The organism is Methylomonas rosea, from assembly GCF_024505055.1.
Taxonomy (GTDB): Bacteria; Pseudomonadota; Gammaproteobacteria; order Methylococcales; family Methylomonadaceae; genus Methylomonas; species Methylomonas rosea.
Map to the genome: position 1 here is coordinate 25,314 of NZ_JANIBL010000015.1, position 20,383 is coordinate 45,696.

The window sequence follows — 20,383 nt, forward strand, 5'->3', positions numbered from 1 at the left end:
AGTTTTTTATACGCGAATAAATTTGCACCTATGACGTGGGAACGGACCAAAATTTTACCCGCATGTAACCCAACTCTGAGAAAGGCAGTGCAATGAGCGATAAACGACGCATGGAAATCAGTCAGTCGGCGATCACTGGCATTCTGGGTGTGGAAGAAGCGCGGCCGCATAAAAAAGGGCCGGCGCATAAACCGTTCAAGATTCAAAGCCGTTATCAACCGGCCGGCGACCAGCCCACCGCCATCGCTCAACTGGTGGAAGGCATTAACGACGGTGAATTGCATCAAACCTTGCTGGGGGTGACCGGCTCCGGCAAGACTTTTACCGTCGCCAACGTGATCCAGCAAACCCAGCGCCCAGCGATGATTATGGCGCCAAATAAGACGCTGGCCGCGCAGCTATACGGAGAAATGAAGGAGTTTTTTCCGGAAAACAGCGTCGAATATTTTGTTTCCTATTACGACTATTACCAGCCCGAGGCCTATATTCCGGCCTCCGATACCTTCATCGACAAGGACGCCTCGCTAAACGAGCATATCGAGCAAATGCGCCTGTCGGCGACCAAGGCCTTGCTGGAACGGCGCGATACTATCGTGGTGGCCACCGTCTCGGCGATTTACGGCTTGGGCGAGCCGGAATCCTACTTCCAGATGGTGTTACATCTGGTGCGGGGCGATATGATCAAGCAGCGCGACATACTGCGGCGCTTGGCCGAAATGCAATACACCCGCAACGACACCGAACTGCGCCGGGCTACCTACCGGGTTCGCGGCGAGGTGATCGATGTGTTTCCGGCCGAATCGGAAGAACAAGCCTTGCGCATCGAATTGTTCGACGACGAAATCGAGCGCTTGTCGATGTTCGACCCGCTCACCGGCGAAGTCACCCAGCGCTTGGCCCGCTTCACGCTTTATCCGAAAAGCCATTACGTCACGCCGCGCGATCAATTACTTAGTGCGGTAGAAAAAATCAAAATCGAATTGGCCGAGCGCCTGGAGCAATTACGCGACAACCATAAATTAGTGGAGGCCCAGCGCCTGGAGCAACGCACCCTGTTCGACATCGAAATGATCATGGAAGTGGGCTATTGCTCTGGCATAGAGAATTACTCCCGGCATTTGTCCAATCGCGCGGACGGCGAATCGCCGCCGACCATGTTCGATTACTTGCCCAACGACGCGCTGGTGATCATCGACGAAAGCCATGTCACCGTGCCGCAGATCGGCGCGATGTACAAGGGCGACCGCTCGCGCAAGGAAACCTTGGTGGAATACGGCTTTCGGTTACCGTCGGCCTTGGACAACCGGCCGCTCAGGTTCGAGGAATTTGAGCAAATCTGCGGCCAACGTATCTATGTTTCCGCCACGCCAAGTACTTACGAGAAAGAACATTCCGGCGCGGTGGTGGAACAGGTGGTGCGCCCGACCGGCTTGGTCGATCCTATTGTTGAAGTTCGCCCGGCGACCAGCCAGGTCGATGATCTGTTGTCGGAAATCACCAAACGCACCGCTGTACAAGAACGGGTACTGGTCACCACCTTAACCAAACGCATGTCTGAAGATTTGACCGATTATTTGATGGAGCATGGCGTTAAAGTGCGTTATCTGCATTCGGACATCGAAACGGTAGAAAGGGTGGAGATTATCCGCGACTTACGGCTGGGTGTGTTCGATGTGCTGGTCGGTATCAACCTGTTACGAGAGGGCCTGGATATACCGGAAGTGTCGCTGGTAGCGATTCTGGACGCGGATAAGGAAGGTTTCCTGCGCTCGTTGGTGTCGCTGGTACAAACCATAGGCCGGGCGGCCCGCAACGCCAATGGCAAAGCCATACTGTACGGCGACAAAATTACGCGCTCGATGCAGTTGGCTATCGACGAAACGGAGCGCCGCCGCAATAAGCAGATAGCGTTCAATAAAGAACATAACATTCAACCGAAAACCATTTTCAAATCGGTGACCGATATATTGGAACTCTCGATTCCCGGTTCCGGCGGTTCGATTTCCAATGCCAGAGCAAAAGTCGCAGAACCTGCCGGTAATTACAAGGCGATGACACCGAAACAGGCCGCGAAAGCCTTGAAACAGCTGGAAGAAAAAATGTATCAGCATGCCAAGAACCTGGAATTTGAAGATGCGGCACGTGTTAGAGACCAGATTAAATTGCTTCAGGCCGAGATGGTAATTTGATGGGCTTGGGTTTGTAATTAACGCTTTGGCTAACTATATTTAGTAAATTTTGTGGGGCCATAGCTTGCAAAGCTTGGTCCGTACAAACTAAACGACGATAGCGAATTATTAAACAGATGCTGGGAAAAAGATGATACCCGCCAAAAACATACTGAACGAAAATGTTCGCGTGCTGAAAAGCGAGGTATCTAAGACCACTTATCAAGGCGTGGCTATCGCGCTTGCCAGCATTATCAGCGCGTTGCTGGCGTTGAGTTATTACTACGTCGGCGAAATCTCCTTAAACGGCATCATCAAAGCCCAAACCGAGAACTATGGCCTGTGGATGCTTGAAGCGCTACCGTTCATTTTCGGGTTTTGGGGTCAATATTCCAGCTCGGTAATCGCTTATCAAGCGGGGGCGATGATTCTCGATCAGACCCAGGAGTTGCGTTCCCGAGCCGAATCATTGGAAAAACAAGTCAGTTATTCCACCACCCATGATTCGGTAACGGACTTGCCGAATCGGGTTTTGTTCTATGACAGGGTGGAACAGGCTATTTTGGCTGCCGGCAACCAAAACAAAATGCTGTCTATCTTGCTGGTGGAAGTGGCCAATTTTAAAGAAGTGTACGACACGCTGGGCCGCAACAGCAGCGACTTAATCTTGAAGCAGATCGCCACGCGCTTGCAAAGCGTGGTCTTGGGTACCGATAGCGTTGCCCGGATAGACGGCAATATTTTCAGCGTGTTGCTGTCGGCGGTCGACAACGAAACCGCCGGCCTGACATTAGCAAAAAACATCCAGGCGGCGCTGGACCCGGCGTTTAAGGTCGAACGTCTGAGTCTGGTGATTCACAGCAATATTGGTATCGTTAACTTTCCCGAGCATGGCGACGATGTCGATACCTTGGTGCAAAAAGCCGGCGTGGCACTATTCGTTGCCGGCCAATCGCACGAAGGTTACACCACTTACGCGCCGTCTTACGACGATCACAGTCCGCGCCGCCTGACCTTGATGAGCGAACTGCGCCAGGCCATCGAAAAAGAGCAATTACATATTTACTACCAGCCCAAAGTGTCAGTGGCAACAGGACACGTTTACGGTGCGGAAGCGTTGGTGCGTTGGCAGCATCCCAAACACGGCTTTATTTCGCCTGATGAATTTATTCCGATGGCGGAGAGAACCCGAGTGATCAAGCATCTGACTTCCTGGGTGTTGAAACAATCATTCAAACATTGTGCGGAATGGCGTAAACGTGGCTGGGAATTGACTATTTCAGTTAATCTATCCGCCAAGGATTTGCACGATCCGGAACTGCCGGATGTGATGGCCGGCGTTGCCGCAGCAGCGAATATCAAACCTGGCTGGATGATGTTGGAGATTACCGAAAGCTCTATCATGACCGATCCGGAGCGGGCGATGGAAGTGATTCAGCGCCTGAATGAAATGGGTTATAAGTTGTCAATTGACGACTTTGGCACGGGTTATTCCTCGCTGGCCTACCTAAAACGCATGCCGTTGACGGAATTAAAAATTGATAAATCGTTTGTCGTCGATTTGTTGCATAGCGAAAACGATGCGGTGATCGTCAAAGCCACCATCAACCTGGCGCACAACCTGGGCTTGCAAGTCACCGCCGAAGGGGTGGAAACTCAGGAAATCATGGATAAGCTCAGCAGTTACAAGTGCGATTTGGCTCAGGGTTACTTGTTTAGCAAGCCGATGCCGTTCGAGGATTTTGGTGTGTGGCTGGAAGCCAATCGTTAGGTACAAAGCTATGAATATTCAGGAGCAGCAATAATGTCCACGGCCTGGGCGGGTGGTACCGACGCGATTTTGGAAAGAATGGACAAGATGACCGAGCTATTTGTCGCCGAGACGCGAAAAGCCATCTATACCGGTGAATCCGCCAGCCATTGCGAGGAATGCGGCGAGCCGATTCCGGAAGCACGGCGTCAGGCGATTGCCTGTAAGTATTGTTTGCCTTGTCAAACCGAGCTGGAAAAAGGCTGATGTAGCGCTATTTTATTGAGCGCGTTTAAACGGCAGATAATTCGCCGCGTCTTGTTTGTAATGCTGAATCGCTTTTTTCTCCCGATCTACGAATTGCGCGACGGCCTTGGCAAAGCCGGCATCCTTTAGCCAATGTGCAGAATAGGTGGTGACCGGCTCGAAGCCACGGGAGATTTTATGCTCGCCTTGCGCGCCGGAATCGAAACGGGCCAAGCCGTGTTCTATGCAATAGTCCAAGCCCTGGTAATAACAGGCTTCGAAATGCAGGGCATTGTATTCCGCCTGGCATCCCCAATAGCGGCCGTATAGTGTGTTCGTACCGATGAAGCTCAAGGCCGCGCCGACGTAAGTGTCGTCTTTAATTGCCAGAACCAGCAACAACTGCTCGGGCATGGTTCGCGCGATTTGTTTAAAAAATACCAGATTCAGATAAGGTTCGGAACTGCGTTTAAGATAGGTCAATGCGTAAAACCGGAAAAATACTTGCCATTGGGCATCGGTGACATCGGGCCCGGCGATGCGTTGTATCTGAATGCCTTGCTCGGCCACCCGACGCCGCTCACGCTTGATCATCTTGCGCTTATCGGCACTTAGGGTCTGTAAAAAGTCCGAAAACGTAGCGTAGTTGCGATTAAACCATTGAAACTGCACCCCTTCACGGACGCTTAAACCTAAGGATTGCAGCAGCTCAAGTTGGGAATGCTCGGGAAACAAACAATGCCAGGAGGAAATGTCGAGCTGTTGGATAAAGCTGAACAATAAGGCGCAGACTACGGTTTCATCCACGTCCTGCGAAAATATCAATCTCTGTCCCTGGCAAGGGGTAAACGGAATCGCACTGACTAATTTCGGGTAATAGGCCAGACCATGCTGCTGGTAAGCTTGGGCCCATTGCTGATCGAACACGTATTCGCCCCAGGAATGCGTTTTCAAATACAGCGGCAATGCTGCCAGCAATCTCTGCTTGTCCATAACCAGTAAATGCGCGGTTTCCCAACCGGTCTGCGGGCAAACTGCGGCGCTTTGTTCCAGGGCGTATAAAAACTCGTGGCGTAAAAAGGGGTAGTCGAGTCCGCACAGCTGATTCCAAGTGACGGCGTCGATTTGCGCCATGCTGTCGATTTGTTTTACTTCCATTTTTAATCACAGTAGAGTTAAAGCATCAAAATATCATCAAACCACTGCTCATGACGATACAGAAGCCATTTTCCCAGGCTTGCGAGAACAACAAGGCACCGATTTTAGACACTATCAAAGAGGTCTTTAGCCGACCGACCACGGTTTGGGAAATCGGCAGCGGCACCGGGCAGCACGCCTGCCATTTTGCCGAGAATCTGCCGCATTTGGCATGGCAGCCTAGCGATAGACCGGAGAATTTGGCAGGGATCCACTTATGGCGGGACGAGGCGCAACTGCCTAATCTACTGCCGCCGCTAAGCTTGGATGTAGCGGATTTGCTATGGCCGTGCGAACGAATCGATGCGGTGTTTGCCGCGAATACCCTGCATATCATGAGCAGCGAAGAAGTAAATCTGTTATTCGAACGGCTGGCGGTCTATCTGGCAGCCGACGCGACGGTCTGTATTTATGGTCCGTTCAATTACGCCGGCGCCTATACCAGCGAAAGCAATGCGCGTTTCGACCTGTGGCTGAAAGAACGGGATGTAATGAGCGGGATAAAGGATTTTGAAGAGATCATGTGCTTGGCAGAAAATGGCGGTTTGGAATTAGAGGCCGACAATGCCATGCCCGCCAATAACCGGCTATTGGTTTTGCGAAAAAAGGCCTGAGGAATTGGGGCTAAGGACATGGTCACTAATAACTTGCCTGTTTTGCGACTCCCGTTCGTCCTGAGCCCTTCGGCTTCGCTCAGGAGAGCCCCAGTCGAAGGAAGAATGGGAATCTCCGGGCATCCCAGCATCAAACCGCTCATGCTTCAAATCGATTTCAAAGCGGGCTAAGAGCTGGCTTGGCAAAAAATCCAGCACGGCGATGGCGTAGCGTTTTTTGAGTGGGATTTACCCATCATGGTGACAATCAGGTCCCTGATGGAACACCAGCTCGGTGACCGGTTCACCGCCTAGCAGATGCTGCTCAATAATCCGGTCAAGATTGGCATCGGTGACGTTGTAATACCAAACGCCATCCGGCTGCACACAGAGAATCGGGCCGGACTTGCAGGTGGCAAAGCAGGACACGCGACTGCGTTTGACCCGCAACGCGCCCTGATCAAAACCCACCGCCTTGAATTTGGTGCCCAAGCCATCGAACAAGGCTTGCGACTGGCCATCCTGGGTGCAGCGGGGGCCGGTGCAGACCAGCAAGTGACGTTTGTAGTCACCCATTTTGGGTTTTTCCGGCAGGGTAGTATCACTCATCGCTGTTCACCTCTTCAGTTTCGACGGTTTCGATAGCGGTATAGAGTTGGCCGAATTGCTCGGAAGCATTGCGGAAAGCATTCAGCGCAGCGTCGTCAAATGTCTCAGCTGTCTTCACCAACAACATTGAAAACACCAGCGCGCCATGGCCATCGACAAAATAAACGCCTTGTTGTCTTTCACCCTGGCTTAAAAACCAGCCGCTGGCGATCTGCTGTTTATCGACATGCAGATGGCAATGTTCGTTGGTCAGGTTGAGCCAGCCGCTGCGTTGACTGAAATCTTTGGCATCAATCAATAATTCCGTTACCGCACCGGCCTCGCTACGCACGACGGTGCGCAACCGTCCCCAAGCCTTGGCCGCGTTCAATACCGCATCGACTTGATCAGCAGCAAACCAGCGCGCTGTTAGATCACCCGCTTCGTCATCGATTTGACCCGCAGCGATAGCCGCCAAAATTTCACCCAGCGGCGCAGCAAAATGTTTGCCCGCATCGCGCGGCGAGCTGGCGGGGGTTTCGCGCAAGTATTTACGCACACAGGCATGCCAGCCGGTCAGCCCCATGCTCAGCGAACGACCGGCCTGTTCGCCGCTTTTTGCATCGCCGGTTAGGCTATCGTATTTATTGGCATAACCGCGCGGGGTGATCATCAGGCCTTCGCGCACAAAAGTGCTGCTGTTGCCGATCAACACCGTGCATAACATGCCAATGTCGCAATCGGCCATCTGCGCCAACGTGGTCATCTGAATCGCCTGCCGGCGGCGATAGCCGGATTTGACGATGGCAACCGGCGTTTCCGGGCTGCGGTGCAACAACAGTATCCGCTGCGCTTCAACGATCTGTCCGGTACGGCGACCGCTTTTCGGGTTGTACAACGCCACCACAAAATCACCGTGCGCTGCCGCTTCCAAACGCTTGGCGATGGTCGGCCAGGGCGTGAGCAAATCCGACAGCGAAATCGAACAAAAATCATGCGTCAGCGGCGCGCCCACCAACGCGGCGCAAGCATTCAATGCGGTTGCACCGGGGATAACTTCCACCGTGATGTCGCTGTCTGGCGTCCAGCCCGCTTGCAGCAGCACCTCGTAAGTCGGCCCGGCCATGCCGTAAACACCGATGTCGCCGGACGAAATCAGCGCCACGGTTTTGCCCAGCAAGGCCTGATCGTAAGCTTCGATACAACGGTCAATTTCTTCAGTCATACCTTTGCGAATGACTTCCTTGCCGGCCAATAATTCTTCTACCAGCTTAATGTAGGTGGTATAGCCGATCACCGCATCCGCCTCGGCAATCGCCTCGCGCGCTCGGTACGTCATGTGCTCTTGCGAACCGGGGCCGAAGCCCACCAATAAAATCTTACCTGTCTTCATGCCTTGTTCTCTTTTTACTTATGCTTGCGATTGAAACCGTGGCGTTCTTGCCGTCTTCGCCACGGTATTTGTGCTTTTCCAGTAATAGTTCGGAACCTACGCCCGCCGCCAGCAATGCCGCAGCCTCGGCCACCGCCGGTGTGCCCATGTATTTACGCACCACTTCCGACGGATTCGGCACCGGCACCTGCGCCAGTTGCTCGGCCGGGTAAAAAGTCAGCGACCAGGCGTGGTCGGCAGCCAGTTGCAGTATGGCCGTCTCGTCGTTTTTCTTGTCGATGCTGGCGACACCCCCCACGGCGGATTTATCCAAACCCGCCATTGCCAGCGACTGTTCAACTGCGGTATTTAAGGTCGTTAACGAGGTATTGCGATCGCAACCCAAGCCCAGGATGACTTTCATCAATCCTGTCCAACTGGCGGTCGATACACCACCAACCGCTCGGCAAGTTGCTCCCATTGTTCCGGGGCAATGTCCCTCCGGGTCACCCACAACACCGCTTTGAAGCGCGCTAAATCCACGTCCTCGAAGCGTTCGAAGACATGGATAGTGGCCGGCAACGGCGTCGGCCTTGTCCACCAGTTTTTTGCCCCCGCTTCCTGCACAAAAGCAATCGGTTCCTCGTTGACCACATGCGCCGAGACGCGGGTAATGTTGATTTTTGGTGCTTCCACCTGCCAGCTCAGCTCGCGGCCGAGTATATCCACCGGGATGGTCTTGCCAACATCCGAAGCCGTGGTCAACACCGCTTCCGCACCCAACAAACCGGCGATCAGTTCGGCATAGGCATTGGCGCCGCCGACATGGCCGGACAACACCGGGATTACGAAACGGGCGGCATCGTCCACCACCAACACGCCGGGATCTTCGTCCTTGGATTTCAGATGCGGCGCAATCAAACGCACCACCGCGCCCAGCGAAATAAACAACACTAGTTGATCGTAACGGGCAAACAAACCGCCCATATTGGCGCTCAAGGCACCGATTAACACTTCGACCGGGTTGGCGATAGTCGGCAAACCGGCAGCGAATTTTTCCGAAACCGCAAGCTGGGCATCCGGCAGGTGCTCGGCCAGACGCAAAGCTTGCGAGACGCTATGTTTGGTGATTGCTACCAGGGCGATGCGGGGTTGGATGAATGGGCTCATAGGGTCTCTTTTTTCGAAAAGGGTATTTTCTTCCGGCAACCCCGGATCATTTCGCCACGCTGACGGTCAGGGTTGCGCACCAATAGCAACGACAGATAGTTGACCTTTTGCCCGTGCAGTTGCCATACATCGCGTTCGACGCGCTCTTCGGGGCTACCGGCTTTTTCCACGAAGGCGGCATTGGCCAGCAAATTGCGCCGTTCCAATAAATCCAGAATGTCGTCCAGCAACGGCTTCACCTTCAGCAACACCAGCGTGTCGAAGTCGTTGAGCAGGCGTTCGATCATGGCGATGCCGTAACTGGCCGGGATGATGGCAACGGTCTCGTCGGTATCGGCCAGCGGCATGGCTACCCGCGCCGCCGCAGCGTTGTAGGATGGCACGCCGGGGATGGTTTCAATGGCGATGCTGGCATCCAATGCCTGCACCGTGCGGGCCAGATGGCCGAAGGTGGAATAGGTCGAGGCGTCGCCTTCCACTAAAAACAACACGTCTTGACCAGCGCGTAAGCGGATCATTACCGTTTCGGCCGCGCGCTGCCAGTAGCCTGCGAGAATTTCCGTGTCATGGGTCATCGGAAAAATCAGCGGGCTGTGTTCGGAAGGCAAGCTCAATCCGGCATTCAGGGCAATTTGTAAGGCGTAGCTGTCGGCACCTTTACGCCGGATGGGGTAGGTCCAGTGCACATCCGGGCGTTGCAATAAATCCCAGACTCGGCGGGTAATCAGGCCTGGGTCGCCGGGCCCTAAAGATGCGCCGATCAGTCGGCCGGTTGGTGATTTAGTCATTATGCTCATTGTGTTTATTCTCGGCCGGTTGGGCGCAGACCACCCAAATCGGGTTTTCCGCCTGCATGCGGTGCATGTCCAGAATCGGCTTGCTGCGCGCGGCTTGTAGTTGCAATACATCCCATTGCGCACTGGCGGCTTTCAGGGCTTCGATCGCAGTGCTCAGGTTTTCGATGGTGGCAAAGTTCATCACCAGATGTCCGCCGGGCCGCAGACGTTGCAGGCAGAGCGTAATCAGCTCCCGCAATTCGCCGCCGGAACCGCCGATGAACACGGCGTCAGGGTCGGGCCAGGTTTCCAGGCCAGCAGGGGCCAGGCCATGCAGCAGGGTGTAGTTGCTGATCCGCAAACTGGCTCGATTACTGAGCGCAATCGCCGCGTCGTCTGCATTTTTCTCGATGGCATACACATGGCCTTGGGCACACAGTCGCGCCGCTTCCAGACCGACGGCACCGGAGCCAGCGCCGATGTCCCACACCACGCTATCGGGTAATAACGCCATGCGCGCCAAGGACACCGCCCGCACTTCACGTTTGGTAATCAGGCCTTTGTCGGGTTTGCGCTGGTTAAAGCGCTCGTCGGGCAAACCAAACAGCGCTTCCCGCGACACCGGTTGACGGCGACGTAGCAGGACGATATTGGGATCGGCAAAATTGCGGCCTGCGGCTTCGTCGATAGTCAGCCAGGCAGACACCTGTTCGTGCGGGCACAGCAAACATTCCGCCACCGCCATTTCGTAGTCATTGGCTAAAGACTCAATCTGGAGCATGCGAGCAATGCGGGCTGGATCGTTTTCCGGGCTGGTAAAGAGGGCAGTTAAATCGGCTTGCCGCAGTAACCGCAGCAAGCCATACAAACCATGTTCGGGGGTAGCGCCGATCTGCCATGCACCGGCATCGCAACTGTGTACCGAACCGATGCGCGCGTCCTGCCAAGCCAGCCCCAGCCTTGCACAGGCCAGTTGCAGCATGGACAGATTGGGCAGGATGTCTACGCTGTCGCGACCGAGTTTTTTGATCAAAAAATTGGCGATGCCGTGGCATAGCGGGTCGCCGGTGGCCAGTACCACGACCTGTTTGCCCGTCTCGCGGGCGGCGCTTATCCAGGCAGGCACTTGGGATAATTGGCCGGTTAAGTCGTATTGTTTGGCATTGGCGCTGATGTCAGCGGCGAACAGCGCCAAGGTGCGACTTGCGCCAATGACGACATCGGCCGTGCGCAATAACGCCAATGCTGTCGGCGTTAAACCCGCGGCGCCATTGTCCAGTACGCCGATAATTCGGCAAGGGTTGCTCATTTCAGACATCGCCTTCCACTTCTGCTAGTTTGTTGCCATCAAAATCGCACATCAGCACCCGCAGGCGGAATTTGCCGGTGTAGCGCTGGCTTAAGGTGGCGATGACTCGCCGGCCTAAAGCCTCATAAAATTCGCTGATCAAGCCCAGTTCTTCCATGCGCTCGCTGGCATAACGGGCCATTTCCGATTGACTGATCTCGGCGCAGACTTCGGCGGGCGCACCGATTTCGGCGGCGATTTCCGCCAGTAAATCCGTATCCACCGCACTGCGATTGGCATGGGTGATGGTTTCGCCCTGAGCGATTTTGGTCAATTTACCGACCATGCCGCCAATGACCACTTGCGGCAGGCCGCACTTGACCACGGTGTCCAGTGCGTATTTCAGAAAGTCGCCCATCTGCACGAAGCAGGCTGGAGCCAACTCGGGCAATTCGCGCATGGTAAATTTTTCGGTGCGGCCGCCGGTGGTCAACACCACGCAATGTTGGCCCTGATTGGCGGCCACTTCGATGCCCTGAATCACACTGGCGCGAAATGCTGCCGTGGAATAAGGATGCACGATGCCTGTGGTACCTAGTATCGAAATGCCGCCGATGATGCCGAGCCGGTAATTAAGGGTTTTTTTCGCCAACTCTTCGCCAGCGGGTACGGAGATAGTCACTTCCAGTCCGGCATATTCGAGCAGACGGGCGGCAACTTGCCGCACATTGGCTTCGATATTGCGCCGGGGTACGGGATTGATGGCCGGACCGCCGACTTCCAGCCCCAAGCCCTGCATGGTAATCGTGCCGACACCGGCGCCGCCTTTCAGCAACACCGTGCCGGGCGCATCTGCTAGCAGCCGCACATCGGCGGTCAACGCCGCCTTGTCGGTGACATCGGGATCATCCCCGGCATCCTTGATGACAACTGCATGCGCCGAAGTGCTATCGCAATAGCCTTCGCTGACACTAAAGGTAACGCGCTGGCCGTTGGGCAAATCGCACTCTACCGATTCGGACACGGCCCCTTCCAGCAAACCCAGCACAGCTGCCCGCGCCGCCGCCGCAGAACACGCGCCGGTGGTGTAGCCTTTACGGGTGCCTTTGGGCTTTTTTTCCATCAACGTCAATCAATCCGCCTGGCTTTGTTCGGCTTCCGCCAGTGCCAGCAACGCATGAATCGCCGCCACCACCAAGGTCGAGCCGCCTTTGCGCCCATCGATGACGATCCAGGGAATCTCGTTAAGCTCACTCAGCACGGCTTTCGATTCCGCCGCCGAGACAAAGCCGACCGGCATGCCGATCACCAGAGCGGGGATGATTTGCCCGTCGTTAATCATACGCACCACTTCCAGCAACGCCGTTGGGGCATTGCCAACCGCGATTATGCCGCCATCGAGCAATTGTAATTGCTGCGCTTTGCGCATGGCTTGCACGGCGCGGGTGCTGTTTTCGGCCTTGGCTAATGCAATCACATCCGCATCGGCAATGAAATGATGAGTGGCAACGCCGAAGTAATCCAGCCGTGGCTTGGACAAGCCCACGCAAATCATTTCCACATCGGCCACAATCGGTGCGCCACGGCGAATGGCTTGCAAACCGGCGGCCACAGCATCGGCATGAAAGCGCACCAGGCCATTGAATTCAAAATCTGCCGAGGCGTGAATGATGCGCCGCACCACCTGCCACTGTTGTTCGGTATACCTATGCGGCCCGGCTTCGCTGTCGACGATGGCGAAGGAGTCGTGTTCAATCTGGCGGCCGGCGTCCGTAAGCTGTTCAGTGACGATGTTGCTGTTCATGTGGTGGCCTGCGGTGCGTGGTCGTGATGATGGTAGCCGTCGCCATGATCGGCTGCGAATTCACGGTATTTGCAGCCGTCGCATTCCATCATGACGGGCGCTGTACGGTTGGTGGCTTCGTCTATGCGATGTTCCAACAGCGTATAAATTTCGTCTTCAAAGCCCAGATAATCGGCCAGTCCAAAATAAATGTGCGGGTACTGACTTTGCAAACGCGTAACCTGGCGGCGGATACGTTCAATCAGCGTACCGGTGAATAGATAGTACGGCAGCACCACAATCTGTCGCATCTCCAGCTTGTGTTGGCGTTGCACGATTGATTCCAGACGCGGATGGGTGATGCCGGTAAAGGCGATGTCTATCATGGGATGCTCGCCTTCTTCATACAGCCAACGGGCCATTTTGGCGACTTCGCCATTGGCGACCCGATCCGACGCGCCGCGGCCCAGCAGAATTACACCGATGTTGCGCGGGTCCGGTATGTCTAGACTATGTAAGGCTTTGCGCAGATTGCGCTTAAGAATCGCCAGAATATCCTCGCTGGCACCCAGATGACGGCAATAGACAAACTCGACCTGCGGATGCCGCAAGCGGGCATGTTCGATGTATTCCGGGATTTCCATTTTGACGTGGCCGGCGGCATTGAGGATCAAAGGCACCACGACCACTTGCCCGCCATGGGCAGCCGCTCTATCCAGGCCTGCTTCGATCAGCACCTCGGCAAACTCGATAAAGCAGACCTCAATACGCCATTGCGGCTGGCGGGTGCGCCATTGTTCGGCAAAGGCTTCGATTTCCAGGTTGCCGGATTGCTCGCGCGAGCCGTGGCCAATCAATAAGATGGTTTGATTTTGCATAGAGTGTTTCAGGGTTTGATGGCTTTACGGAAACGATGCGAAAATCTGGCATCGTAGAGTTTTGAATGTTGGATCTCCGGCCAATAACGGGCACCCAAGGCCGGACTGGCGATAATCATCGCCTGGCTGTTGATTTTTTCCGCCCGGCACAGCTCGCGGATGTCGGCCAGTGTGCCACGCACGATTTTTTCCTCATCCGGCCAGCTGGCTTTTTGCACCACGAGAGTCGGCGCATCCTCCGCCCAACCTGCAGCAAGCAGGGCGCGTTGCACCTCTGGCAGCAGGGTGATGGATAGAAAAATGCACAAGGTTGTGTGATGTTCGGCCAGAGCTTCCAGCTCTTCGCCCGTCGGCATCGGCGTGCGTCCGGCAACGCGAGTAAGAATCACGGTTTGCGTGACTTCGGGCAAGGTCAGGGTTTCGCCGGCGGCGGCGGCGGATGCCATCGCCGAAGATACGCCCGGCACCACCGCCCAGCCGATGCCCGCCGTATCCAGCGGCTGCACCATTTCCACCAATGCGCCATACAGGCCTGGATCACCGGTTTGCAGGCGCACCACGGTTTGATGTTGCCGGGCTTGAGCGATCAGCCAATCGGTAATCTCGGCCAGCGTCATGTCTTTGGAGTCGCGGATTTCACAATTATCCGGGGCGTATAAAGTCGCGGCCTGATTGACCAGCGAACCGGCATAAAGCACAGCACCGGCTTGCTGCAGCAGACGTTGGGCCTTGACGGTAATCAGTTCCGGATCGCCGGGGCCGGCACCGACGAACCAGACTTTGCCGGTGATGTGATCAGTTTTATCTGCAGGGCTCATGGCTTGTTTTGCATCCGGTTAAAGGTCAATGAAGACGACACGCCTAATGCCATCCAAAACACGGCGTTAGTCAGCGCGCTGACCCAGCGGAATTGGGTTTGCAGAATTTCAGGGGCCAAACTTCCTGCAATTTCCGGCTGTGGCGCACCCAGCAGATGCGGTATCAACAACACTAATATACCTGTCGCTCGCAACGGCCAACGGGATTGTAGAAAGAGCAAACCTAGGCCTAACGCCGTTGCCAATGCCGTACCCAGCCACCACACTTGCCTAGCCATAACTTCTGCGGCGGCAGTGCCGGGTAAATCCGGCGGTAAACCCAAAGACGGGGCGGCGAAAAACACCGCATAACCCGCCAAGCCCCAAGCCAGACCTTGCCGTATGCAAGGCGGTTTGCGCAGCGCGTAGGCGCCGGCCAGCATCAGCGCGAAAGCACTCGCCATCAGGATGTTGCTGCTGATGGTGGAAAGCGTTCTCTGCCAGCCATCCTCAGGCTGCCAGGCTGTTTCATCGTGGGCATGGTCGTCTGCAGTATGCCCATGCGCAACCGCTTCAGCGGCGACTTCATAGGTTTCCGCCTGCAGTATTAACGGTGTAACCCAAAAAATCTGCAACACGGATAAAAGCAGCGCCGCAGCGATGCCTGCCAGCACCGATGAAAACACAATCTGTTTGAACATATCCGGCTTTAATGGCAAGGGAAGCCGTTTGCGTGACGGGTGTCGTGGGTGGTGTTATGTATCTCGGCAAGCGGTGCGAAGCCGACAACCAACAGCAGGGCGAACCCCAACAAAATAGCGGACAAGGCGGCAACCGGGCGAGCAGGGGCCAGGGTTTCCGAATGGGAATGGGTTTGGACGAGCATGTCGAATCTCCTAAAATATCAGGGATAAAGGGAAACCGACTGAACAAGAAAACACGCACGCACGCATACAGCTCACGCTGCATCACCGGCATACGGCTCCCCTCCGGAGTCGGCATCCTACATTCGATCAGGCCGGTCTTCTGGCTTGCCGTCATCTGAATCCACCGCCTTCCCACACTAATCGTGCAGTGGCATACAGGAGATTCATCAGGCTTACAGCAGCGGGGGCTGCGCCGGATTTGACCGAGATTAATCTCAAATCGCACCGGACTTCCCGTTTCACCTTGATACGCAGACCGCATACCAAGGCACCTAATCGTGGCAGAGAGTATAAACGAAACTAAGCTAAATGGTAATTGAAGTGGCTGAGCCTTGTGTTTACTTAGGCAAGATTCAATGTTGGTTTTTGCTTGAATATCCCTTTAAGTTGTGGAGGTAGTGACGTGTTATGCTCTCGCCATTATTCTAAATTCCTCTAGTCACGGAGCGGAAGATGCAAAAAATAGTAACGGTTTTTCTTTTAATCGCGACCTTGATGCTACCCGGTTGCGGTTACAACACTTTTCAAACGCAAGACGAACAAATCAATGCCGGTTGGGCGGAAGTACTGAATCAATATCAACGCCGCGCGGATTTGGTGCCGAATCTGGTGAATACGGTGAAAGGCTACGCCGGCCATGAGAAGGAAGTATTGGAAGCGGTGACGGCTTCGCGCGCCAAGGTGGGTAGTATTCAAGCGACGCCGGAGCTGGTAAATGACGAACAGGCGTTTGCCAAGTTTCAAGCGGCGCAGGGCGAATTAAGTTCGGCATTGTCGCGTTTGATGGTGGTGTCGGAAAATTACCCGCAACTAAAGGCCGATGCCAATTTCCGCGATCTGCAAGCGCAACTGGAAGGCACCGAGAACCGTATCACCGTGGCGCGTAATCGTTATATCGCCGCGATCAAGGATTACAACATCACCGTGCGCTCGTTTCCCAGTAATCTGACCGCGATGCTGTTTGGCTATAAAACCAAGCCATCGTTTACGGTTGAAAACGAAAAGGCCATCTCAACCGCACCGGTGGTCGATTTTGGTAAATAACATGCGGATGCCTGCCCCGCTTCCGGGATTTGTGGTCGCCCTTATGTTGGTCGCTTGCCTGTTTTCGAAGGCTGTAAGTGCCGAGCAAGCGGTGCCAAGTCTTGAGCAGCGTGTGACTGATTTGACAGGTACCTTATCCGCTCAGCAAAGAACCGCCCTAGAACAACGTTTGCAGACCTTCGAACAACAAAAAGGCACTCAGATCGCGGTATTAATCGTCGCCAGCACTCAACCGGAAGACATCGCCCAATATTCCATTCGCGTGGTTGAGCAATGGCGCGTGGGTCGCAAGGGTGTCGATGACGGCGTACTGATGTTGTTGGCCAAGGATGACCGCGCCTCGCGCATTGAGGTGGGTTACGGTTTGGAAGGAGTAGTGCCGGATGTGTTGGCCAAGCGGATTATCGACGACATCATGATCCCGTATTTTCGGCAGGGCGACTATGCCGCAGGGATAAATGCCGGCGTGGATAGCTTAATCGGCTTGATTCAAGGCGAACCTTTGCCGGCTCCTGCTGCATCGCGGGCTATGGATGGCTCGTTGAATCAATACTTTCCCTTTTTATTTTTGCTGGCGATTGCCGGCGGCGGCATTTTACGCATGGTGCTGGGCAGGTTTCTCGGCGGTTTGATTAATGGCGGCGTAGTGGGTGTCTTGGTGTGGTTTTTGGGTGGCGGCTTATTGTTCGCATTGCTGCTGGCCTTCGTGGCCTTTCTAATGACGCAAAGTAATGGTCGCGGTTTTCGTGGCGGTAGAGGCGGCGGCTTTGGCGGAGGTAGTTTTGGAGGTGGCGGGTTCTCCGGTGGCGGCGGCGGTTTTGGCGGCGGCGGTGCGTCAGGGAGATGGTAGAAAATGCAAGTTATCAGGTTTATCAAACATATTTTCAGCGGTCCCTGGCGTGCGCGCTTGGCGTTTCCCAAGCACAGTTTGCAAGTTATTGAAACCGAGATTGCCGCCAGCGAAACATCGCACTTAGGCGAAATCCGGTTTGTCGTGGAGAGCGCGTTGGAGATAGGTGAGTTGCTGCAAGGTGTTACGCCGAGACAACGCGCGCTTGAAGTGTTTTCGCAATGCCGAATCTGGGATACCGAGCATAATACCGGCGTGCTGATTTATTTGCTGCTGGCTGATCGCGATGTGGAGATAATTGCTGATCGCGGTATACATGCCAGGGTCGGCGAAGCGGTCTGGACCCGGATTTGTATGGGCATGGAAGCGCAGTTTAAGGCTGGTCGATTCGAACAAGGTGTAGTCGAAGGGATTGCCCAAATTACCGCTCAGCTGCAACAGCATTTTCCGGTGTCGGGCTTAGACAATCCAAACGAAATACCGAACGCGCCGATTACCCTCTGACTGCATTTTTGCCGCCGATTGCAGGTGATTTTTGAAGTGGCCTCCTCTTGAATTTTTTACGGCCTAACACCATATTGCTATCAAAGCATTCAGGTTTTTACATGCAACAAAGAGGAGAATCGACATGAGTAACTTAAGTCCATTTGTTAGTCGCGGTCTGTTTGACGAACTGTTTCGCGATGTTAATCCAGGTTATTACATCAAACCGCTGCATGGGGATGGTTTACCGGCGCAGATCAAAGTTGATGTAAAAGAAAACCCCGGCGAATTTATCGTCCAAGCCGAAATCCCGGGTGCCGGTAAAGAGAATATCCATGTGGATATCGACGGCAATGTGGTTGCCATCCGTGCGCAGATCAGCCAGTTGGATACTGAAAACAAAGACGATAAATTGTTGCGTAGCGAACGCTATTTCGGGGAAGTGTCGCGCAGTTTTCAGCTATCGGCCGAGATTGATGAGGAAGCCAGTAAGGCCCGTTACGAGAACGGTATATTGACGCTAAATTTGGCGAAAAAGCTGAAAAAAAGTGGGCAACGGATGACTATCGATTAAGAACCGCTTAGTTTACCGGGCCCAACCGCAGGCTCTGCGGCTGCGGTGATGAGGTGTTAGGCTTTTTCACGGGTACACTAATATGTGTGTACCCGTGAGTATTTCAGATCAATAAACGTCTCTGACGTAGCGTTTGTCTTTTTTCAGTTGGTTGACGTACTCAACCGCCTCGACCAAGGTTTTTTTGCCGTGCTCGCGGATCACATCATGCAGGGCTTGATCGACGTCTTTGGCCATCCGGTAGGCGTCGCCGCAAACGAAGAAGTAGCCGCCTTGCTCCAGCCAGGCATAGAGTTCGGCACCATGCTCTTTCATACGATCCTGAACATAGATTTTCTCCGCTTGGTCGCGGGAGAAAGCCAGATCCAGTTTGGTTAGCAGGCCGTTGGCTTGCATGGCTTCGATCTCTTCGCGATAAATGAAATCGGTGGAGGCATTGCGGTCGCCAAAAAACAGCCAGTTTTTGCCGGGGGCTTTACGGAATTCGCGCTCTTGCAGGAAAGCCCTGAACGGCGCGATACCGGTGCCGGGACCGACCATGATCATCGGCAGATTGTCGTCTGCCGGCACGCGGAAGTTGTTATTAGGGGTGAAAAATATCCGCACATCGGTTTCTTCGTTAACCAAATCGGCCAGATAGGTGGAGCAGACGCCTTTGTGTTGGCGGCCATGCGCATCGTAACGTACGCTAGCCACTGTCAAATGCACACTGTCCAGATGCTTTTTGCCGCTGGACGAGATGGAGTAGGCGCGATGTTGCAGCGGTTTTAATAAGCGCAAAAATTCGGCGGCGGAAAACTCCACGCCGGGGAATTGCAGCAACAGATCGAGTATGTCGCGGCCCCACAGATAGTCGGACAGTTTTTCCTTGTCGCCGGATAGCAGTAAAGCATTCAACTCCTGATCACCGGAGCGGCTGGCGATTTCTTCAATCAGCTCCTTGCCAGGCAATTTAATCTCGAAATGCGTGCGCAACGCATCCGATAGTTTCATCAACTCGCCATTGACCGGTTCGTCCTCTGCACCGGTGCAGCCGATGGCTTTAATGATTTGCGCGACTAAGTCCGGGCAGTTGGTCGGGATTACGCACAAGGCATCGCCGGCTTCGTAACTTAGGCCGGAGCCATCGATGGAAATTTCGTAATGCCGGGTTTCTTTCGATGAGTCCAATGCCGTGACAATGCGGTTGACGCGCATTTTGGCCGGAAAGGGATTTTTGCGGTTGTACGCCGATTTGGTGCTTGGCGCTTCGGTATCGACTACCGCAACCGTAATGGCACCTTCTGCCATCAAAGGAATGACTTCGCTAAGCCATTTTTCCGCCGGGGCTTCGAAATCGACGTCGCAATCGACGCGGTCGAACAAGCGTTTGGCGCCCAAAGCCGCCAGCTTATTATCCCAGTCTATACCGGCCTGGCAGAACAAGTCGTAGCTGGTGTCGCCTAAGGCCAATACTGAATAATTGACGTTGTCCAGGCGCGGGGCCGCGTCGCTATTGGCCGCTTCCCACAGCATCTCGGCATTGTCCGGCATCGCGCCTTCACCGTATGTGCTGGTAATGATCAGCAAGTACTGCATTTGCGGCAATTGCCCAATCTCAACTTCATCCATGCTTTTAACGACAGGTTGCAAACCATGTTTTTTAGCCGCGTTGGCGGCGTCGTTGGCCAGCGACTCGGAGTTACCGGTCTGGGTACCGTAGAGGATGTGCAAGGTGCGGGCGTCGGCTTGATTGACGCTGCCGGCGCTATGCAGCATGTGGCTGTGCATGCCGGCGAAAAAGCCGCCTAGCCAGGCGCGTTGGGTGTCATTGTAAGGAGCGTTTTGAGGGATAAAAGGTGCTTTCATTTCATTACCATCTGTGGACAGGTGTCAGGCTGTCCAGTCACTGTATTTGGTT

Annotated in this window: 22 protein-coding genes and 1 riboswitch; of the genes, 8 read left to right on the top strand and 14 right to left on the bottom strand. The window is 54.5% G+C overall.

Features of this window, described 5'->3' with window-relative positions:
* Positions 1-92 precede the first annotated feature (92 nt).
* The 3 genes from uvrB to NP589_RS06735 all read left to right on the top strand — a co-directional run bounded on the left by uvrB (position 93) and on the right by NP589_RS06735 (position 4,185).
* Positions 93-2,189: an excinuclease ABC subunit UvrB gene (gene uvrB, locus NP589_RS06725; RefSeq protein WP_256606280.1), complete on the top strand. Its 2,097-nt coding sequence runs from the start codon at positions 93-95 to the stop codon at positions 2,187-2,189.
* 130 nt (positions 2,190-2,319) lie between these two features.
* On the top strand, positions 2,320-3,939 hold the full coding sequence (locus NP589_RS06730; protein ID WP_256606281.1) for a putative bifunctional diguanylate cyclase/phosphodiesterase: 1,620 nt from the start codon (positions 2,320-2,322) through the stop codon (positions 3,937-3,939).
* A gap of 33 nt (positions 3,940-3,972) precedes the next feature.
* Positions 3,973-4,185, top strand: coding sequence for a TraR/DksA C4-type zinc finger protein (locus NP589_RS06735; RefSeq protein ID WP_256606282.1), 213 nt, complete (start codon positions 3,973-3,975; stop codon positions 4,183-4,185).
* Between the two features lie 12 nt (positions 4,186-4,197).
* On the opposite strand, the gene NP589_RS06740 is transcribed toward NP589_RS06735, so the two are convergent.
* Positions 4,198-5,322, bottom strand: coding sequence for a GNAT family N-acetyltransferase (locus NP589_RS06740; RefSeq protein WP_256606283.1), 1,125 nt, complete (start codon positions 5,320-5,322; stop codon positions 4,198-4,200).
* Positions 5,323-5,372: 50 nt separating this feature from the next.
* Between NP589_RS06740 and NP589_RS06745 the strand changes: the two genes are divergently transcribed.
* A complete protein-coding gene (locus NP589_RS06745) occupies positions 5,373-5,975 on the top strand; it encodes a DUF938 domain-containing protein (RefSeq protein WP_256606284.1) in 603 nt (200 codons plus the stop codon).
* A gap of 228 nt (positions 5,976-6,203) precedes the next feature.
* Here NP589_RS06745 and NP589_RS06750 read toward each other — a convergent pair whose 3' ends face one another.
* From NP589_RS06750 to NP589_RS06805, 12 genes are read right to left on the bottom strand one after another with little or no spacing between them, the layout of a single operon-like run.
* Positions 6,204-6,563 (bottom strand): (2Fe-2S) ferredoxin domain-containing protein, encoded by a 360-nt coding sequence (locus NP589_RS06750; RefSeq protein ID WP_256606285.1) that lies wholly within the window; start codon positions 6,561-6,563, stop codon positions 6,204-6,206.
* Positions 6,556-7,935: a precorrin-3B C(17)-methyltransferase gene (cobJ, locus tag NP589_RS06755; protein ID WP_256606286.1), complete on the bottom strand. Its 1,380-nt coding sequence runs from the start codon at positions 7,933-7,935 to the stop codon at positions 6,556-6,558. The genes NP589_RS06750 and cobJ overlap by 8 nt, the downstream gene beginning before the upstream one ends.
* Positions 7,922-8,338 carry a cobalamin biosynthesis protein gene (locus tag NP589_RS06760; RefSeq protein WP_256606287.1) on the bottom strand — a complete coding sequence of 139 codons (417 nt, stop codon included), beginning with the start codon at positions 8,336-8,338 and terminating at the stop codon, positions 7,922-7,924. Before NP589_RS06760 ends, cobJ begins: the two co-directional genes overlap by 14 nt.
* A complete protein-coding gene (locus NP589_RS06765; RefSeq protein ID WP_256606288.1) occupies positions 8,338-9,084 on the bottom strand; it encodes a cobalamin biosynthesis central domain-containing protein in 747 nt (248 codons plus the stop codon). Before NP589_RS06765 ends, NP589_RS06760 begins: the two co-directional genes overlap by 1 nt.
* A complete protein-coding gene (cobI, locus tag NP589_RS06770; protein WP_256606289.1) occupies positions 9,081-9,872 on the bottom strand; it encodes a precorrin-2 C(20)-methyltransferase in 792 nt (263 codons plus the stop codon). The genes NP589_RS06765 and cobI overlap by 4 nt, the downstream gene beginning before the upstream one ends.
* Positions 9,865-11,178 carry a precorrin-6y C5,15-methyltransferase (decarboxylating) subunit CbiE gene (gene cbiE / locus NP589_RS06775; RefSeq protein WP_256606290.1) on the bottom strand — a complete coding sequence of 438 codons (1,314 nt, stop codon included), beginning with the start codon at positions 11,176-11,178 and terminating at the stop codon, positions 9,865-9,867. The genes cobI and cbiE overlap by 8 nt, the downstream gene beginning before the upstream one ends.
* Positions 11,171-12,271 (bottom strand): cobalt-precorrin-5B (C(1))-methyltransferase, encoded by a 1,101-nt coding sequence (locus NP589_RS06780; protein WP_256606291.1) that lies wholly within the window; start codon positions 12,269-12,271, stop codon positions 11,171-11,173. Before NP589_RS06780 ends, cbiE begins: the two co-directional genes overlap by 8 nt.
* Before the next feature lie 9 nt (positions 12,272-12,280).
* Entirely contained in the window at positions 12,281-12,952 is a 672-nt protein-coding gene (locus NP589_RS06785; protein ID WP_256606292.1) for a precorrin-8X methylmutase, read from the bottom strand.
* Positions 12,949-13,809, bottom strand: coding sequence for a sirohydrochlorin chelatase (locus NP589_RS06790; protein WP_256606293.1), 861 nt, complete (start codon positions 13,807-13,809; stop codon positions 12,949-12,951). Before NP589_RS06790 ends, NP589_RS06785 begins: the two co-directional genes overlap by 4 nt.
* An 8-nt stretch (positions 13,810-13,817) precedes the next feature.
* Positions 13,818-14,627 (bottom strand): precorrin-4 C(11)-methyltransferase, encoded by an 810-nt coding sequence (gene cobM, locus NP589_RS06795; protein ID WP_256606294.1) that lies wholly within the window; start codon positions 14,625-14,627, stop codon positions 13,818-13,820.
* Positions 14,624-15,307 carry a CbtA family protein gene (locus NP589_RS06800; protein ID WP_256606295.1) on the bottom strand — a complete coding sequence of 228 codons (684 nt, stop codon included), beginning with the start codon at positions 15,305-15,307 and terminating at the stop codon, positions 14,624-14,626. The genes cobM and NP589_RS06800 overlap by 4 nt, the downstream gene beginning before the upstream one ends.
* 8 nt (positions 15,308-15,315) lie before the next feature.
* Complete coding sequence (locus NP589_RS06805; RefSeq protein ID WP_256606296.1) at positions 15,316-15,492, bottom strand: CbtB domain-containing protein; 177 nt, start codon at positions 15,490-15,492, stop codon at positions 15,316-15,318.
* 113 nt (positions 15,493-15,605) lie between these two features.
* A riboswitch (cobalamin riboswitch) is annotated at positions 15,606-15,823 on the bottom strand.
* Positions 15,824-15,985: 162 nt separating this feature from the next.
* On the opposite strand from NP589_RS06805, the gene NP589_RS06810 reads away from it, so the two are divergent.
* The 4 genes from NP589_RS06810 to NP589_RS06825 all read left to right on the top strand — a co-directional run bounded on the left by NP589_RS06810 (position 15,986) and on the right by NP589_RS06825 (position 18,483).
* Entirely contained in the window at positions 15,986-16,576 is a 591-nt protein-coding gene (locus tag NP589_RS06810) for a LemA family protein (RefSeq protein ID WP_064038459.1), read from the top strand.
* A 112-nt stretch (positions 16,577-16,688) separates the two neighbouring features.
* Entirely contained in the window at positions 16,689-17,426 is a 738-nt protein-coding gene (locus NP589_RS06815) for a TPM domain-containing protein (RefSeq protein ID WP_256606297.1), read from the top strand.
* A 3-nt stretch (positions 17,427-17,429) separates the two neighbouring features.
* Complete coding sequence (locus tag NP589_RS06820) at positions 17,430-17,930, top strand: TPM domain-containing protein (protein WP_256606298.1); 501 nt, start codon at positions 17,430-17,432, stop codon at positions 17,928-17,930.
* Between the two features lie 124 nt (positions 17,931-18,054).
* Complete coding sequence (locus NP589_RS06825) at positions 18,055-18,483, top strand: Hsp20/alpha crystallin family protein (RefSeq protein WP_064010677.1); 429 nt, start codon at positions 18,055-18,057, stop codon at positions 18,481-18,483.
* Between the two features lie 108 nt (positions 18,484-18,591).
* Here the strand turns inward: NP589_RS06825 and NP589_RS06830 are convergent, their stop codons facing one another.
* A complete protein-coding gene (locus NP589_RS06830; protein WP_256606299.1) occupies positions 18,592-20,331 on the bottom strand; it encodes a sulfite reductase subunit alpha in 1,740 nt (579 codons plus the stop codon).
* Positions 20,332-20,383 lie beyond the last annotated feature (52 nt).

Coding starts and splice junctions, on each gene's coding strand:
- cobI (WP_256606289.1), bottom strand. CDS start 9,872: ATGACTAAATCACCAACCGGCCGACTGATCGGCGCATCTTTAGGGCCC.
- NP589_RS06780 (WP_256606291.1), bottom strand. CDS start 12,271: ATGGAAAAAAAGCCCAAAGGCACCCGTAAAGGCTACACCACCGGCGCG.
- NP589_RS06740 (WP_256606283.1), bottom strand. CDS start 5,322: ATGGAAGTAAAACAAATCGACAGCATGGCGCAAATCGACGCCGTCACT.
- cobM (WP_256606294.1), bottom strand. CDS start 14,627: ATGAGCCCTGCAGATAAAACTGATCACATCACCGGCAAAGTCTGGTTC.
- NP589_RS06805 (WP_256606296.1), bottom strand. CDS start 15,492: ATGCTCGTCCAAACCCATTCCCATTCGGAAACCCTGGCCCCTGCTCGC.
- NP589_RS06825 (WP_064010677.1), top strand. CDS start 18,055: ATGAGTAACTTAAGTCCATTTGTTAGTCGCGGTCTGTTTGACGAACTG.
- NP589_RS06745 (WP_256606284.1), top strand. CDS start 5,373: ATGACGATACAGAAGCCATTTTCCCAGGCTTGCGAGAACAACAAGGCA.
- NP589_RS06810 (WP_064038459.1), top strand. CDS start 15,986: ATGCAAAAAATAGTAACGGTTTTTCTTTTAATCGCGACCTTGATGCTA.
- NP589_RS06765 (WP_256606288.1), bottom strand. CDS start 9,084: ATGAGCCCATTCATCCAACCCCGCATCGCCCTGGTAGCAATCACCAAA.
- NP589_RS06760 (WP_256606287.1), bottom strand. CDS start 8,338: ATGAAAGTCATCCTGGGCTTGGGTTGCGATCGCAATACCTCGTTAACG.
- NP589_RS06750 (WP_256606285.1), bottom strand. CDS start 6,563: ATGAGTGATACTACCCTGCCGGAAAAACCCAAAATGGGTGACTACAAA.
- NP589_RS06820 (WP_256606298.1), top strand. CDS start 17,430: ATGCAAGTTATCAGGTTTATCAAACATATTTTCAGCGGTCCCTGGCGT.
- NP589_RS06735 (WP_256606282.1), top strand. CDS start 3,973: ATGTCCACGGCCTGGGCGGGTGGTACCGACGCGATTTTGGAAAGAATG.
- NP589_RS06730 (WP_256606281.1), top strand. CDS start 2,320: ATGATACCCGCCAAAAACATACTGAACGAAAATGTTCGCGTGCTGAAA.
- NP589_RS06785 (WP_256606292.1), bottom strand. CDS start 12,952: ATGAACAGCAACATCGTCACTGAACAGCTTACGGACGCCGGCCGCCAG.
- NP589_RS06800 (WP_256606295.1), bottom strand. CDS start 15,307: ATGTTCAAACAGATTGTGTTTTCATCGGTGCTGGCAGGCATCGCTGCG.
- cobJ (WP_256606286.1), bottom strand. CDS start 7,935: ATGAAGACAGGTAAGATTTTATTGGTGGGCTTCGGCCCCGGTTCGCAA.
- cbiE (WP_256606290.1), bottom strand. CDS start 11,178: ATGTCTGAAATGAGCAACCCTTGCCGAATTATCGGCGTACTGGACAAT.
- NP589_RS06790 (WP_256606293.1), bottom strand. CDS start 13,809: ATGCAAAATCAAACCATCTTATTGATTGGCCACGGCTCGCGCGAGCAA.
- NP589_RS06830 (WP_256606299.1), bottom strand. CDS start 20,331: ATGAAAGCACCTTTTATCCCTCAAAACGCTCCTTACAATGACACCCAA.
- uvrB (WP_256606280.1), top strand. CDS start 93: ATGAGCGATAAACGACGCATGGAAATCAGTCAGTCGGCGATCACTGGC.